A 13,977-nucleotide genomic window follows, 5' to 3' on the forward strand; every position below is an offset into this window, starting at 1 on the left:
CGGGCACGGAGCCCGGATCATCCTCGGGCGCGATCTGACGGGATCGCGCTCTAGCTGGACCTCAACGGTAGGGGCCCCAAGGCGTTCCCGCGTCACACCGTCTTCGGGATGACGGGCGGGCGCTTTCAGGATAGGGCACGAGCGCCGGCCACGCACCCGCTTTGCGGATTGCGCCCGCCGGCCGCGAAGGACCCGCCATGCAGCAGCATCTGAACCTGTTCGTGACCCAGTTCGTGACGCTCTATGCGCTGCTGGAGCCCATCGGCCATCTGTCGCTGTTCGTGGCCCTCACCGGCGAGCAGACCGTCGCGGAACGGCGGCGGCTGGCGGTGCTGAGCGTCGGGTTCGCGTTCCTGATCCTGGTGTTCTTCGCCGTGCTCGGCCAAGCGCTGCTTCATGCCATGGGCATCTCGATCCTGTCGTTCCAGATCGCCGGCGGGCTGATCCTGTTCGCCTTTTCCCTCACCATGATCTTTTCCGAGCCCAAGCGCCCTGCCGGCCTGAGCGACGACAAGACCCTGACGGCACTGGCCATCTATCCGCTGGCGACGCCCACCATCGCCGGGCCGGGGGCGATCCTGTCGGTGGTCCTGCTCAGCGACAACAATCGCCATAGCTATCTGGATCAAGGGGTGACGGTGGCGGTGGTGGCGGCAATGATGGGCGTGCTGCTGCTCACCTTCCTGGCCGGCGACTACATCACCCGGATCATCGGCAGCAGCGGCACCAATCTGGTGCGCCGCATCATGGGCATTGTGATCGCCGCCTTCTCGGTGGACGTGGTGCTCACCGCCATGGCCCGCTGGCTGAACCTGCCGCCGATCTGAGCTCAGCCCGCCACCGCCCAGCGGTGCAGCATGTAAGCGGCTGAAAACGCAGTGACTTGCGGCAGCAGGTCCGCCGGCGCCCGCACCACATGAATGGCGCTGAGTTCGGGATCGGTCTGCGTCGCCAGCCCGGCGCGGATACGGACCGCCAGCGTCTCCGCCGGCTCATGCGCCACCAGGCGACGCAGCAAGGCGATGCGCGGGCCGTCTTCCACCAGGATCCAGCCAGCGTCGCGGGCGATATCGGCGCCGGTGAGGCCGGTTTCCTCGGTCAGCTCACGCCGGACGCTGGCTTCAAGATCCACGGTGCCCATGGGTGTCACGTCGGACAAATCGGGGGTACCGCCGGGAAAATAGATGCGCCCCGCCGCTGCGGTCCAAGGCGCCATGACGCCCAGCACGAAGCCGCCGTCAGAGCCTTCCAGGGCAGCCAGACCGAAGGTGTTGAACACCTTGAATTCCGGCGACCAGCCATGGTCGCGCCACCACAGGAAGCTGGCAAAATCGGTCTCAATGAAGCCGCCGCGCAGAACGTCGCGCTCCAGAGCGAAGTGGCGCATCACCAGCACCCGCCCGTTCCACAATTGCGGAATGGCCGCCTGGCGCTGGGCAAAATGCGCATCGATGGCCGGGCGGTGGGCCTCGGCCTCGGTCCAGAGCCCCGGCTCGACCCGAAGGTCGAGCCGGGAGATGGAGGCCACCAGCAAGGCGCCGGCGGCATGGAGCGGCGCGAAGGTCACGCGGCCGCCGTTTCCAGGGCCGGATAGTCGGTATAGCCATGGGCGCCGCCGCCATAGAGCGTATCGCGATCCACCTCAGTGAGCGGTGCGTTGGCGCGCAGGCGCTCCACCAGATCGGGATTGGCGATGAACGGGCGGCCGAAGGCGATCAAGTCCGCCTTGCCGTCCGCCAGGACCTTGTCGGCCAAGGCCCGGTCATAGCCGTTGTTGGCCATCCAGGCGCCGCTGTAACGCTGGCGCAGGGCCTCGAAATCGAAGTCCGGCGCCACGTCGCGCGGGCCGCCGGTGGCGCCCTCGACCACATGGATATAGACCGGCTTCAACAATTCCAGTTGTTCGATCAGATAGTTGAACAAAGGCTGCGGATTGCTGTCGGTCAGGTCATTGGCCGGGCTGACCGGAGACAGGCGCAGCGCGGTACGCTCGGCGCCGATTTCCTTGATCACCGCCGCCATGACCTCCAGCAGCAGGCGCGAGCGGTTCTCGATCGAGCCGCCGTAGGCATCGGTCCGCTTGTTGGCGCCGTCGCGGAGGAACTGGTCCAGCAGATAGCCATTGGCGGCATGGATCTCGATGCCGTCGAAGCCGGCGGCAATGGTGTTGGCCGCGGCCACCCGATAGCTCTCCACCAAAGCCGGAATCTCGGATAGCTCCAGGGCGCGGGGCTCGGAGACATCGGTGAAGGTGTTGTTGACGAAGGTCTTGGTGTTGGCGCGGATCGCGGACGGCGCCACCGGGGCTTTGCCGCCGGGCTGCAGCGAGGTGTGCGAGATGCGCCCCACATGCCAGGCCTGGAGAAAGATGCGGCCGCCGGCGTCATGCACCGCCTTCGTCACCGTCTTCCAGCCGGCGATCTGCTCGGGGGAATAGATGCCTGGCGTGTCCTGGTAACCCTGGCCCTCGGGGCTGATCTGGCTGGCTTCGGTAATCAGCAGGCCGGCGCTGGCGCGCTGGGCATAATATTGCGCGGTCAGGTCCGTGACCACCTGGCCGGCGCCAGCGCGGTTGCGCGTCAGCGGCGCCATGACGATGCGGTTGGGCAGGGTCAGGTCGCCAAGGGTATAGGGGTCGAACAGGGTCGCCGTTTTGTGGCTCATGGAGGGACCTTTCAATGGACTGACCGGGGCAGCGACGCCGAAGCAAGCCGCCGCGCGACCGGGACAGTCGCGTGGGTGCGATGCACCATAGATAGATCGGCAGTCGCCCCCACCAAGTGGCAGCGACTAAAAAAGCAGCCGTTGCGCGCCGATCAGGGGCCGCGGCCCGCGCCCCTCTCTCAAACGTGAAGCACGCCCTCGGCGATCACCACCGCCGCGCCGCCGATGGTCGCCTCGGTGACCACGCCGCCCTTGACCGTGAAGCCCAGATTGATGCGGCTGGGCCGCCCCATTTCAAAACCCTGGTCGATGCGCACCCGGTGCTTGGCATCCACCCGCGCCTCCGCATCCATCAGCACCGCCGGGAAGGCGGCTGCCGCAGCACCCGTGGCCGGATCCTCGACGATGCCGAGGCCGGGGGAGAACATGCGCGAGCGGAAGTCGGCGTCGCCCTCGTCATCGATCGTGTAGAGATACATGGCTTCGCCAAAGGCGCCGAGGCTGCGGATGAAGGCCACCTCGTCCATGCGCGCCCGTGCCAAGGCGGTGAGATTGGCCACCGGCACGAACAGGAACGGCACACCGGCGGAGGCCACCACCGGGCGATGCGCGTCGAAGCCGATGTCCGCGAGACTCAGGGACAGCGCGTCGGCGCATTGCTGGCGCGACACCTCCACCTCCTCCAGGACACTCTGCCGGGGGACGATGAAGGTGGCATTGCCCTTACGGGAGGCCTGCCCCTGGGTGGCCACCTCGCAGCGCAAGGTGCCCACCGTTTCCTCCAGCAGCATGGTGCCGCTGCTCAGGCGGGTCTCCAGCGCCAGCGCCACGGCGGCGCCCACCGTGGGATGACCGGCGAAGGGCAGTTCATGGGCGCAGGTGAAGATGCGCAGGCGGGCCCGGTGGTTGGGGTCGCGGGGCGGCAGCACGAACACCGTCTCGGACAGATTGAACTCGCGGGTGATGTGCTGCATCGCCGCGTCGTCCAGGCCCTGGGAATCCAGCACCACGGCCAGGGGATTGCCGCCCAGCGGCCGTTCGGTGAAGACGTCGAGGATCACGTAGCGGCGGGGCATAAGCGGAAGTCCAACCGGAGAAACATCAGGCGGAAGATGCGCAGCGTCGTTGCGCGATTCCGCGCGTCTAACGAGTGTGGCCTTAAATGGCCTCTGCCGTGAAGACCCGTGTGGGCCGCACGAACTCGTCCTGGGCATCCACCAACAGCAATTCGCGCGCGCCGGCCTCATGGGTGCGCGACAGCAGGCCATAGATGGACGACGCCGCCGCCCCGAGCGCCAGCGCCGTACTGCCCGAGCGCTTCCAATGGAAGAAGAACAGCGCCGCGATCGCATCCCCCGCCCCATTGAGCGACACATCCAGGCGCGGCGTGCGCACCAGGAAGCGCCCGTCCGGGCCACAGGCCAGCATGTCCAGCGACGTGTCCGGGGTTTCCTGGGTGTGGAGGCTGGTCACCAGCACCACCTTTGGTCCGGTTGCGCGCAGGACCTCGCAGGCGGCGACCGCGTCCGCGCGGGTCTGGACCGGGCGGCCGGAGAGCAGTTCCAGCTCGAACTGGTTGGGGGTGATGACATCGGCGGCGGGCACCGCCTGCTCGCGCATGAATTCCGGGATGCCCGGCCGCACGAACACGCCGCGGCCCACATCGCCGATCACCGGATCGCAGCAATAATCCGCCCGCGGATTGGCCGCGCGCACCTTGGCCACCGCCCGCAGGATGGCCGCGCCGATATCTGCAGACCCCATATAGCCGGACAGGACGCCGTCGCAGCGCGCCAGTTGGCCGCGCTCGGCGATGCCTTCCACCAGATCGTCGATCACCTGCGCCTCGAACACCTGGCCGCGCCAGGCGCCATAGCCGGTGTGATTGGAGAATTGCACGGTGTGGATCGGCCACACCTCCACCCCCAGCCGCTGCAGCGGGAACACGGCGGAGGCGTTGCCCACATGCCCGAAGGCCACATGGGACTGGATCGACAGGATGTTCATGGGCGAGCCAAGGCGGGGGGAACGATCCCCGCCGTTACCCCGCGGCGCTGGCGGCGACAAATGGATTCTGCTGATGGACGGCAGCTGCCGCGCTGATGTGGCCCAAGGGTCACTGCCGGACGCACATCTCCACCGTCATTCCTGCCCTCATTTGTCCTTGGGTGACTTGCCCTAAGGTCATTTCCCGCCGTCGAGGGTGAATTCCCGCCGCGACATCTGCACCACCAGCGCGCGCGGGACGAGGCGCACCATGAACACCAGCAGTTGGTTCAACAGCCCCGGCACCGCCACCGGCTTTCCGGCGCGCATGGCCTGGTATCCGATCTTGGCCACGCCCTCCGCATCGGCCACCGCGCCCTTGAACACCCGGGTCTCGCCCATGCCCGCGCGGGCGGCGAAAGCGGTGTGGGTGGGGCCGGGGCACAGAGCGGTGACGGTGACGCCACTGCCGCGGGTTTCCTCCGATAGAGCCTCGGAGAAGGACAGGACATAGGCCTTGGTGGCCGCATAGACCGCGGCGAACGGCCCCGGCGCAAAGCTGGCGGTGGAGCCCACATTGAGAATGCGGCCGGAGCCGCGCTCCAGCATGGGCGGCAGCACCGCCTTGGCCAGCACGGTCAGGGCGGTGACATTGGTGGCGATCATCTCCACCTCGCGGGCGATGCCGGTGCGGGCAAAGGGGCCATAGCCGCCAAAGCCGGCATTGTTCACCAGCACGTCGGGGCACAGCGTATTGGCAAAACACGCCATCTCATCGAGACCATCGGGATCGGCCAGATCCACCACATGGGTCTCGATCAGCCGGCGACCGCCATTGCCGGCCCGCAGGCTGGCGGCGGCGGCTTCCAGTCGAGCTGGATCGCGGGCCACCAGCAGCAGGCGATAGCCATCATGGGCCAGCAGGCGGGCGATTTCGTAGCCGATGCCGCTGCTGGCCCCGGTCACGATGGCCAGGGGGCCTTCGTCACCGGACGTCCCCCCGCTGCGCATGCCGCCGGGCCATGTAGGCATCAAACTGCTCCCGGTCCTTGGCGCGCTTCAGGTCGTCGAGGAAATCCTCGAACGCCCCTTGTTCCGCCGCCAGCGTCCGCCGCTCCTCTTCGAGACGACGGATCTCATCCGCCTTGTACGCCTCGAACGCGACATTTCCGGTATCGCGGGAAAGCGGCCCCAAACGCAAGTCAAACAAAGGCCGATCCGGGCTCCGGCGGAGCTTCTTGTAGAAAATCATCGCCAGGCCCAGCGGCCAGAAGATGATGAAGCCCGCCACCATGGCGGCGATTTCCCACCCCTTCCACCGACCGGGGCCGCCGGCCCGGCGGGAGGTGAACGAACAGCAGGACATGGCAGTCACTCCATATGTAAATGTAACGCACATTCACATATTGCATCTGCAACGCCTGTCAAGGGCGCTCCCCCGCGCCCTCAACGGGACGTGACCGCCGACATTGTCCGCTTCCGCCCCTTCACAGCCCGCTACTACCAAGCGCGCGATTCCCGCGCCCATACTCCCATCAGACTCACAGCGGGAGGACACATGCGACAGGCGTGGACGCTGCTGACCAATGCGGTTTCGACGCAGACGCCGCGCCCCGGCGCCACCATGCCGTATCGGCACCCCCATCCGGCGGTCCGCGCCGCCGTGATCGATGATCTCAAGGAGCTTCACTGATGGCCAAGCCCGTCCATGTCATGCTGCGCGTCCTCGACGAGACGCGCGCCCGGGCCTTCTACGAGACCGCCTTCGGCCTGACGCTGGCCGAGCGGTTTGATTTCGGCACTTTCGCTTTGGTGTATCTGCGCGGCGAGGAAAGCCCGTTCGAAGTTGAACTCACGGTCAATTACGACCGCACCGAGCCCTATGTGCTCGGCGATGGCTACGGCCATGTGGCGGTGACGGTGGCCTCCGTGGAGGCCGAGCATGCGCGCCTTGCCGCCGCAGGCCTCGCCCCCGGACCGATCCGCGATTTCCAGCATGACGGCCGAACGCTCGCCCGCTTCTTCTTCATCTCCGACCCGGACGGCTACCGCACCGAAGTGATCGAGCGGGGTGGCCGCTTCCTCTGAGAACGGCCCCGCCAAGGGCAGACGTCAAACACAACGCGCAAAACGCCAAGCGCCAATATCAAAGCATCGCCTAGGGAGGCCCCCATGAGAGAAGTCGATCCCCGCAGCCGCTATAGCCGCCGTTTCGTGCTGAAGGCGGCGGCAGCCTCGGTTCCCGCCGCCGCCATCGCCACAGGTCTCGCCAGCGAGGCCTGGGCGGAGGGCGGAACCTTGCAGCCCGCCACGTTGAAGACCTTGGTGAAGGCGGCCCGCGACATCTATCCGCACGATTTCCTGGTGGACAGCTATTACATCGCCGCGGTCACGCCCTGGAATGCCAAGGCCGCTGCTGATCCGAAGGTCAAGATCATGCTGGAGGGCGGGGTGAAGCAGCTCGATGCCGCCGCCCGCGCCGCCCACGGCCAGGCCTATGTGGATGTGGCCTGGGAGGCGGACCGGGTGGCGCTACTGCGCAGCATCGAGGCCACAGCCTTCTTCAAGGCCGTGCGTGGCGATCTGGTGGTGTCGCTCTACAACCAGAAGGAGCTGTGGCCGAAGTTCGGCTATGAGGGCGCCTCCGCCGACAAGGGCGGCTACCTGAACCGCGGCTTCGACGACATCGACTGGCTGCCCAAGGCGTGAGCCGGCCCGTCCCATAATCAAACAATAGAAAACTACAAAACAGCATTGCCGGGAGGCACCCAATGGCACAGTTCGATCAGAAAGATGATGGGGTCGTCGTCATCATCGGCTCCGGCGCGGGCGGCGGCACGCTGGGCAATGAGTTGGCCCAGAAGGGCATCAAGGTGGTGATCCTGGAGGCCGGGGCGCGCAACGAAATCCAGGATTTCGTCAATGACGAATGGGAGAGCTTCGCCCAGCTCGCCTGGACCGACATGCGCGTGTCCTCCGGCTCCTGGCGGGTGGCGAAGGACTTTCCCAATCTGCCGGCCTGGATCGTCAAGTCCGTGGGCGGCTCCACGGTCCATTGGGCCGGCGCCTCGCTGCGCTTTGATGAGCACGAGTTCAAGGTCGCCTCCACCTATGGCGGGCTCAAGGGCGCCAATCTCTTGGACTGGCCGCTCACCAAGGCGGAACTGGATCCCTGGTACGCCAAGGCCGAGGATCGCATGGGCGTGACCCGCACCAACGGCATTCCCGGCCTGCCCGGCAACAACAATGAGAAGGTGCTGGAGGCCGGCGCCCGCAAGGTGGGCTACAAGGATTTCTCCACCGGGCGCATGGCCATCAACAGCCAGCCCCGCGATGACCGCGGCGCCTGCCAGCAGATCGGCTTCTGCTTCCAGGGCTGCAAGTCCGGCGCCAAATGGTCCACGCTCTACACGGAAATCCCCAAGGGCGAGGCCACCGGCAATCTGGAAGTGCGGCCCAATTGCCATGTGGCCAAAATCGAGCACGACGCCACCGGCAAGGTCACCGGCGTGGTCTATTTTGACGCCAACGGCACCACCCAGCGGCAGAAGGCCCGCGTGGTGGCGGTGGCGGGCAATTCCATTGAGAGCCCGCGCCTGCTGCTGAACAGCGCCTCAGCAAAATATCCCGATGGCCTGGCCAATTCCTCCGGTCAGGTGGGGAGGAACTACATGCGCCATGTCACCGGCTCGGTCTATGCCGCGTTCGACAAGTCGGTGCATATGTATCGCGGCACCACCATGGCCGGCATCGTGCGCGACGAGGCCCGCAACGATCCGGGGCGCGGCTTCGTCGGTGGCTATGAGATGGAGACCCTGTCGCTGGGGCTGCCGTTCATGGCCGCCTTCCTCAATCCCGGTGCCTGGGGCCGGCCGTTCACTGCCGCCATGGAGAATTATCCGCGCATGGCCGGCATGTGGCTGGTGGGCGAGGACATGCCGCAGGAGACCAACCGCATCACCCTGGACAAGGAGAAGGACAAGTTCGGCCTGCCGGTGGCCAATGTGCATTATGACGACCACCCCAACGACATCGCCATGCGCAACCATGGCTACAAGCAGGGGGCGGCGCTCTATGAGGCGGTGGGGGCGATCCAGACCTATCCCACCACGCCCTACCCGAGCACGCATAATCTTGGCACCAACCGCATGAGCGAGAAGCCCCGCGACGGCGTGGTCAACAAATTCGGCCAGACCCACGACATCAAGAATCTGTTCGTCTCCGACGGCAGCCAGTTCACCACCAGCGCCGCCTGCAACCCGACGCTGACCATCGTCGCCCTGGCCGTCCGTCAGGCCGACCACATTGCCGGGCTCATGGGCCGCAAGGACATCTGAACATCAACGCCCCGGGCTGGCCTGTCCCAGCCCGGCTGTCTCATGCGCACGGTCCCGACGATCACCGGCGGGCCCGAATGCCGTGGTGCGCCTCACATTCCAGGATCCAAGAGATGATCAGCACAGCAATTTTCCCCAGCCGCTACGTCCAGGGCGACGGCGCGCTCACGCTTCTCGGCGAAGAGGTCAAGCGCCTGGGATCGAATGTCTATGTCGTCATCGACGGCTTTGCGCACAGCTCATTCGGTGCTGAGCTGGAGCAGATCTTCTCCAAGATCGGGCCGTTTCAGATCGAGGCGTTCCACGCCGAATGCTCCGACGAAGAAATCGAGCGACTGTCGAATCTGGCGAAGACCGCCCATGCCGATGTCATCGTCGGCATCGGCGGCGGCAAGGCCCTGGACACCGCAAAGGCGGTGGCGCACCACATGGGGGTGCCGGTGGCCATCGTGCCGACGCTGGCTTCAACCGACGCGCCCTGTAGCGCCCTGTCGGTGGTCTATACCCCGGAAGGGGCGTTCAAGCGCTATCTCGTCCTTCCCAAAAACCCCGATCTGGTGCTCGTCGACAGCGGCATCGTTGCGAAGGCCCCTGTGCGGTATCTGGTGTCGGGCATGGGCGATGCCCTGGCCACCTGGTTCGAGGCGGAAGACTGCCGCGCCACCCGCGCCGCCAACATGACCGGGCGGCCGGGTCCGATGACGTCGCACGGATTGGCCCGCCTGTGCTTCGACTGCCTGATCGAACAGGGGCTGATGGCGTGCACGGCCTGCCAGGAGGGCGTGGTGGTGCCGGCGCTGGACAATGTGGTCGAGGCCAACACGCTGCTCAGCGGCCTGGGCTTTGAAAGCGGCGGGCTGGCAGCGGCGCACGCGATCCATAACGGCCTGACCACCCTGGATGAGACCCACCATTATTATCATGGAGAAAAGGTCGCGTTTGGATTGCTCTCGCAACTCTGGCTCACCGGCCGTCCGCGCCCGGTCATCGATCAAGTCTACAGCTTCTGCCGTTCGATTGGCCTGCCCACCACCTTCGAGCAGATCGGTCTGGGCGGCGTGAGCGGCGCTCAGCTCACCCAGGTTGCGGAACGGGCCTGCGCGACGGGCGAGACCATTCACAATACGCCGTTTGCGGTGACCCCGCACATGGTGGTGGCGGCCATGAAGGTGGCCGATGCGGAGGGCCGGCGCCTTGCCGCTTCGTCACCGGAGGGGCGTGGCTGAGCGCTGCGCCCTTCGCAACACGATTGCCGCACGGGCGCCGCGTCACGGGGCGTGCCGGTCGAGAGGGGTGCGGCATGGCCGCGCCCCGTGCGCGTCCGGTGCCCGTAGGCCGGCGATGTCCGGTTCACCGCCGTCTCGAGAGCGGTGGACCGTCTACTCCGCCGCCACCAGATGGTCGCCGGCACAGATCGCCGGCGCGTTCACCTTGCGGGAGATGTAGAGCAGGCACGAGCACCGCAAGAGCGAAGCCAGGTTCTGGACCTCGCCATGGCACAGCAACACCTCGTCATGCAGGGTGGTGATGAATTTGGCGACGCTGGTGCCCTCGCTCTCAGCGATCTCCTCGAGTATTCGCCAAAAGGTGTTCTCCAGCCGGACGGACGTGATGTGGCCGCCGATGCGAATGGAGCGAGTTACCGACTCGTAGTCTTCCTGAGGCTGCCGCGCGAACATGTGGCACATGTCATCCTCCCATTTGGCTGATTTTGCTTTTTGGAGAGGTTAAAACAAAGCCCGGAGGCGAACAACCACGGCGGCGGCGGGCTTAGGCGTCGCGCGGCGGCTGGGGCGCGAGGGCGCCCCGCAACACCGCGTGTGCCTGGGCGTCGGTCAAATGACCCGCCGCGGCCAGCGTGGCGGCGCCATGGGCCAGGGCCCAGATCGCCAGGATGCGGTCATCGGACACCGCGATCCCGCCCGCGGCTTGGCGTGCCGCGTCCACCAGCACCTGAAACGAACGCCCCGCTTCCGGCACTTTCGCGCCGTCGGGCCGGCAGATGGCGAACATCGCCCCATAGAGGCCGGGCTCGCGCCGGGCGAAGGCCAGATAGGCATCGCCCACCCGTCCGAACGCCGTGGCGGCGTCCGGCTTGCCACCATCGAACGCCTGCTCCAGATCCTGGGCAAACAGCGCAAACCCGCGCTCCGCCAGCGCCGCCAGCAAGGCGTCCCGGTCCTTGAAATGGCGATAGGGCGCCGATGCGGAGACGCCCGCGCGGCGGGAGGCTTCCGCCAGGGTGAATCCCGCCGGCCCCTGGGTCGCCACCAGGTCGCGGGCGGCATCCAGAAGCGCATCCTTGAGATTGCCGTGGTGATAGCCCCGGCGGGCGGGTGAGGGCTCCGTCATGGTGCTGGCATAACCCACAAAGGCATCGCCTCACAAATCCCTGCGGCACACCGATGCTGGCCATGGGGAAACTGCGCAATCCGCTTGCCGCGCCCGCGCCGCCGTGCCACTTGCGCGGCCATGATCCGTTTGCTCCGCACCATCGCCTGTGCCCTGGCCGCTCCCGCGCTCCTGCTGGCGGGTGCTGTTGCCCCTGCGCCGGTCCAGGCCGCCTCCGCCTGCTATGCGCCGGAGGTGCTGAAGGCGGTGCCCGGCGAAGAGAAGGTGCGGCCGCACACCAGCACCGGCGCCACCCTCACCGACCGCCTCCTGCCCGCGCCGAAGCCGGTGCCCGCCCCGCTCGCCGGCTCCATCCGGCGGGTGGACCTGCCGCCGGGGGTGAAGCTGGTGGCCCTCACCTTCGACCTGTGCGAGGCCTCCAGCGAGGTCTCCGGCTATGACGGCGCCTTGGTGGATTATCTGCGGGCACAAGGGGTGGAGGCCACCTTCTTCGCCGGCGGGAAATGGATGATCAGCCACCCCGAGCGCGCCTCGCAGCTGATCGGCGACGCCAGGTTCGAAGTCGGCAACCACACCTGGTCCCACGCCAATATGAGCGTGACCACCGACGGCGCCCTGCAGCGCCAGGTGGACGATGCGGACATCGCCTTCGCCACCCGTCGCGCCGCCGCCCAGGGGGCCGGCTGCAATGTGAGCCAGGTGCCCGAGCGCACCGGCCTGTTCCGCTTTCCCTATGGCTCGTGCAACGCCCAGTCCATGAGCTATGTGAACGAGACCGGCCATCTGGCCATCCAATGGGATGTGGATTCCGGGGATCCGGCGTTTCTCGGCGCCAAGGTCATGGCCGAGACCATGCTGCGCATGATCAAGCCCGGCTCCATCGTGCTGATGCACGCCAATGGCCGCGGCAAGCACACCGCCGAAGCCCTGCACATCCTGATCCCGGCCCTGCGGGCCAAAGGCTATCGCTTCGTCACCGTCACCGACCTGCTGGCGGCGGGAACGCCGGTGATCGCCCCCACCTGCTATTCCGAGCGCCCCGGCGACACCAAGGTCTATGACGATGCCGCCCGTGCCGGGCGCCGCATCCTGCCTGTGCAATAAGCGACAACCACCGAAGGCCACCCCCATGCTTCTTGCCCGTGACCTGTTCGAAGACCTGCGCGCCGAGCGCCTGACCCCGCGCGACGTGGTGGACCTCTGCGCCTTGGCAATCGCCGCCCAGGAAGCCGATGTGCGCGCCTTCGTCGCTTTGGACCTGGAAGCCGCCCGCGCCGCCGCCACGCCCGAGCGCGCGGGCGCACCGCTGGCCGGCCTTCCCGTGGGCATCAAGGACATCATCGACACCGCCGATTTCCCCACCGGCTACGGCTCGCCGGCCTATGCGGACTATCAGCCGCGCGCCGACGCGCCGGTGGTGCGCCAGGTGAAGCGGGCCGGCGGGCTGGTGCTGGGCAAGACCGTGACCACTGAATTTGCCTTCATGCAGCCCGGCCCCACCCGCAACCCGCGCCGGCTCTCCCATACGCCCGGCGGCTCCTCGTCCGGCTCGGCGGCGGCGGTGGCGGCGGGCATGCTGCCGCTGGCCATCGGCACCCAGACCGGCGGCTCGGTGCTGCGGCCGGCGTCCTTCTGCGGTGTTGCCGGCTACAAGCCCACCTTCCGCATTCTGCCCACCGTGGGCATGAAGACGTTTTCCTGGCATCTGGACACGTTGGGCCTGTTCGGCGCCCGGGTGGTGGACGTGGCCTTCGCCGCCGCCGCCATCACCGGACGCGATCTCGATTTGGCGAACGCCGAAATCGCGCCGCCGCGCTTCGCCCTGGTGCGCACCGCCTGGGCCGACCAGGCGGATGCGGGCGCCCATGCGGCGCTGGAGGCCGCCGCCCGCGCCGCCGCCGCCGCGGGCGCCGATGTGCGCGAGATCGACCTGCCGGCGGAAGTGGAAGCCGCCCACATGGCCCATCCTCTGATCCAGGACTTCGAGGGCGCGCTGGCCCTGGCGGACGAATATGACCGCGGGGTGCTGTCGCCCCTGCTGAGCGCGCACCTGGCCGCCTCCGCCGAGATCACGCCCGATGCCTATGACGCCGCCCGCCGCACCGCCAAGCGCGGACGCCAGCGGCTGGGGGATCTGTTCGCCGAGTTCGACGGCCTCCTCACCTTCGCCGCCCCCGGCGAGGCACCGCACGGCCATGGCAGCACCGGCTCGCCGGTGTTCAACCGGCTGTGGACGCTCATGGGCAGCCCCTGCGTGTCCGTGCCCGGCCTCACCGGCCCCACCGGCCTGCCCATCGGCATCCAGGTGGTGGGTCGCTTCGGTCGCGACCACCGCACCCTGGCCGCCGCCGCCTTCCTGGAGCGGGCATTGGCCGGCTGAACGCCCGGACGTGAACCCGCCCACCAGAGCATGGCGGCACGTCGCCAATGCTGCATCGCGTTCAAGAAATGAGCGCAATGCAGCAACAATACTTGTTTTTATTTCCGTATGACTTTGCTAAGAGTCGCCCTGGGAGGTCGTCCAGAGGAAGACTTGAGGCGGGAACCAGACTGAAACCGAGATCCGCAACCGCATGCGGACAGCGCGCACGAGACCGCACCTCGAGCAGCGCGACGCGCGGTGGAGGATTAAGGGCAG

16 protein-coding genes are annotated in these 13,977 nt (G+C 67.2%); 8 read left to right on the plus strand and 8 right to left on the minus strand.

Annotated features, from left to right (window positions below; translation table 11 throughout):
• Positions 1 to 197: 197 nt before the first annotated feature.
• Positions 198 to 827 (plus strand): MarC family protein, encoded by a 630-nt coding sequence (locus AAG816_RS17390; RefSeq protein ID WP_341990926.1) that lies wholly within the window; start codon positions 198 to 200, stop codon positions 825 to 827.
• A 2-nt stretch (positions 828 to 829) separates the two neighbouring features.
• Here the strand turns inward: AAG816_RS17390 and AAG816_RS17395 are convergent, their stop codons facing one another.
• The 6 genes from AAG816_RS17395 to AAG816_RS17420 form a co-directional block, all read right to left on the minus strand.
• Positions 830 to 1,567 (minus strand): NUDIX hydrolase, encoded by a 738-nt coding sequence (locus AAG816_RS17395; RefSeq protein ID WP_341990927.1) that lies wholly within the window; start codon positions 1,565 to 1,567, stop codon positions 830 to 832.
• Positions 1,564 to 2,664 (minus strand): alkene reductase, encoded by a 1,101-nt coding sequence (locus tag AAG816_RS17400; protein ID WP_341990928.1) that lies wholly within the window; start codon positions 2,662 to 2,664, stop codon positions 1,564 to 1,566. The genes AAG816_RS17395 and AAG816_RS17400 overlap by 4 nt, the downstream gene beginning before the upstream one ends.
• A 179-nt stretch (positions 2,665 to 2,843) precedes the next feature.
• A complete protein-coding gene (locus AAG816_RS17405; protein ID WP_341990929.1) occupies positions 2,844 to 3,740 on the minus strand; it encodes a PhzF family phenazine biosynthesis protein in 897 nt (298 codons plus the stop codon).
• 82 nt (positions 3,741 to 3,822) lie between these two features.
• Entirely contained in the window at positions 3,823 to 4,671 is an 849-nt protein-coding gene (gene pdxY, locus AAG816_RS17410; protein WP_341990930.1) for a pyridoxal kinase PdxY, read from the minus strand.
• Positions 4,672 to 4,848: 177 nt separating this feature from the next.
• Positions 4,849 to 5,682, minus strand: a complete 834-nt coding sequence (locus AAG816_RS17415) for an SDR family oxidoreductase (protein ID WP_341990931.1) — start codon at positions 5,680 to 5,682, stop codon at positions 4,849 to 4,851.
• Complete coding sequence (locus AAG816_RS17420; RefSeq protein ID WP_341990932.1) at positions 5,636 to 5,944, minus strand: DUF2852 domain-containing protein; 309 nt, start codon at positions 5,942 to 5,944, stop codon at positions 5,636 to 5,638. Before AAG816_RS17420 ends, AAG816_RS17415 begins: the two co-directional genes overlap by 47 nt.
• Positions 5,945 to 6,208: 264 nt before the next feature.
• Here AAG816_RS17420 and AAG816_RS17425 point away from each other — a divergent pair, with 264 nt between their 5' ends.
• The 5 genes from AAG816_RS17425 to AAG816_RS17445 all read left to right on the plus strand — a co-directional run bounded on the left by AAG816_RS17425 (position 6,209) and on the right by AAG816_RS17445 (position 10,213).
• On the plus strand, positions 6,209 to 6,343 hold the full coding sequence (locus tag AAG816_RS17425) for a hypothetical protein (RefSeq protein ID WP_341990933.1): 135 nt from the start codon (positions 6,209 to 6,211) through the stop codon (positions 6,341 to 6,343).
• A complete protein-coding gene (locus AAG816_RS17430; protein ID WP_341990934.1) occupies positions 6,343 to 6,738 on the plus strand; it encodes a VOC family protein in 396 nt (131 codons plus the stop codon). Before AAG816_RS17425 ends, AAG816_RS17430 begins: the two co-directional genes overlap by 1 nt.
• 84 nt (positions 6,739 to 6,822) lie before the next feature.
• On the plus strand, positions 6,823 to 7,359 hold the full coding sequence (locus AAG816_RS17435) for a gluconate 2-dehydrogenase subunit 3 family protein (protein WP_341990935.1): 537 nt from the start codon (positions 6,823 to 6,825) through the stop codon (positions 7,357 to 7,359).
• Positions 7,360 to 7,421: 62 nt separating this feature from the next.
• Positions 7,422 to 8,987, plus strand: a complete 1,566-nt coding sequence (locus AAG816_RS17440) for a GMC family oxidoreductase (RefSeq protein ID WP_341990936.1) — start codon at positions 7,422 to 7,424, stop codon at positions 8,985 to 8,987.
• Positions 8,988 to 9,100: 113 nt separating this feature from the next.
• Positions 9,101 to 10,213: a glycerol dehydrogenase gene (locus tag AAG816_RS17445; protein WP_341990937.1), complete on the plus strand. Its 1,113-nt coding sequence runs from the start codon at positions 9,101 to 9,103 to the stop codon at positions 10,211 to 10,213.
• Positions 10,214 to 10,366: 153 nt separating this feature from the next.
• Here the strand turns inward: AAG816_RS17445 and AAG816_RS17450 are convergent, their stop codons facing one another.
• Positions 10,367 to 10,675 carry a ribbon-helix-helix domain-containing protein gene (locus AAG816_RS17450; protein WP_341990938.1) on the minus strand — a complete coding sequence of 103 codons (309 nt, stop codon included), beginning with the start codon at positions 10,673 to 10,675 and terminating at the stop codon, positions 10,367 to 10,369.
• 82 nt (positions 10,676 to 10,757) lie between these two features.
• Positions 10,758 to 11,339, minus strand: coding sequence for a TetR/AcrR family transcriptional regulator (locus tag AAG816_RS17455; RefSeq protein ID WP_341990939.1), 582 nt, complete (start codon positions 11,337 to 11,339; stop codon positions 10,758 to 10,760).
• A 120-nt stretch (positions 11,340 to 11,459) separates the two neighbouring features.
• On the opposite strand from AAG816_RS17455, the gene AAG816_RS17460 reads away from it, so the two are divergent.
• Positions 11,460 to 12,443, plus strand: coding sequence for a polysaccharide deacetylase family protein (locus tag AAG816_RS17460; protein ID WP_341990940.1), 984 nt, complete (start codon positions 11,460 to 11,462; stop codon positions 12,441 to 12,443).
• A 25-nt stretch (positions 12,444 to 12,468) separates the two neighbouring features.
• Entirely contained in the window at positions 12,469 to 13,719 is a 1,251-nt protein-coding gene (locus AAG816_RS17465) for an amidase (protein WP_341990941.1), read from the plus strand.
• Positions 13,720 to 13,977 lie beyond the last annotated feature (258 nt).

It is taken from the genome of Azorhizobium sp. AG788 (genome assembly GCF_943371865.1).
Classification (GTDB): Bacteria; Pseudomonadota; Alphaproteobacteria; order Rhizobiales; family Xanthobacteraceae; genus Azorhizobium.

Bases quoted from the DNA above. Each gene is read 5' to 3' on its own strand.
- pdxY (WP_341990930.1), bottom strand. From the start codon at position 4,671: ATGAACATCCTGTCGATCCAGTCCCATGTGGCCTTCGGGCATGTGGGC.
- AAG816_RS17460 (WP_341990940.1), top strand. From the start codon at position 11,460: ATGATCCGTTTGCTCCGCACCATCGCCTGTGCCCTGGCCGCTCCCGCG.
- AAG816_RS17465 (WP_341990941.1), top strand. From the start codon at position 12,469: ATGCTTCTTGCCCGTGACCTGTTCGAAGACCTGCGCGCCGAGCGCCTG.
- AAG816_RS17400 (WP_341990928.1), bottom strand. From the start codon at position 2,664: ATGAGCCACAAAACGGCGACCCTGTTCGACCCCTATACCCTTGGCGAC.
- AAG816_RS17440 (WP_341990936.1), top strand. From the start codon at position 7,422: ATGGCACAGTTCGATCAGAAAGATGATGGGGTCGTCGTCATCATCGGC.
- AAG816_RS17415 (WP_341990931.1), bottom strand. From the start codon at position 5,682: ATGCCTACATGGCCCGGCGGCATGCGCAGCGGGGGGACGTCCGGTGAC.
- AAG816_RS17445 (WP_341990937.1), top strand. From the start codon at position 9,101: ATGATCAGCACAGCAATTTTCCCCAGCCGCTACGTCCAGGGCGACGGC.
- AAG816_RS17450 (WP_341990938.1), bottom strand. From the start codon at position 10,675: ATGTGCCACATGTTCGCGCGGCAGCCTCAGGAAGACTACGAGTCGGTA.
- AAG816_RS17455 (WP_341990939.1), bottom strand. From the start codon at position 11,339: ATGACGGAGCCCTCACCCGCCCGCCGGGGCTATCACCACGGCAATCTC.
- AAG816_RS17435 (WP_341990935.1), top strand. From the start codon at position 6,823: ATGAGAGAAGTCGATCCCCGCAGCCGCTATAGCCGCCGTTTCGTGCTG.
- AAG816_RS17390 (WP_341990926.1), top strand. From the start codon at position 198: ATGCAGCAGCATCTGAACCTGTTCGTGACCCAGTTCGTGACGCTCTAT.
- AAG816_RS17405 (WP_341990929.1), bottom strand. From the start codon at position 3,740: ATGCCCCGCCGCTACGTGATCCTCGACGTCTTCACCGAACGGCCGCTG.
- AAG816_RS17425 (WP_341990933.1), top strand. From the start codon at position 6,209: ATGCGACAGGCGTGGACGCTGCTGACCAATGCGGTTTCGACGCAGACG.
- AAG816_RS17430 (WP_341990934.1), top strand. From the start codon at position 6,343: ATGGCCAAGCCCGTCCATGTCATGCTGCGCGTCCTCGACGAGACGCGC.
- AAG816_RS17420 (WP_341990932.1), bottom strand. From the start codon at position 5,944: ATGGTGGCGGGCTTCATCATCTTCTGGCCGCTGGGCCTGGCGATGATT.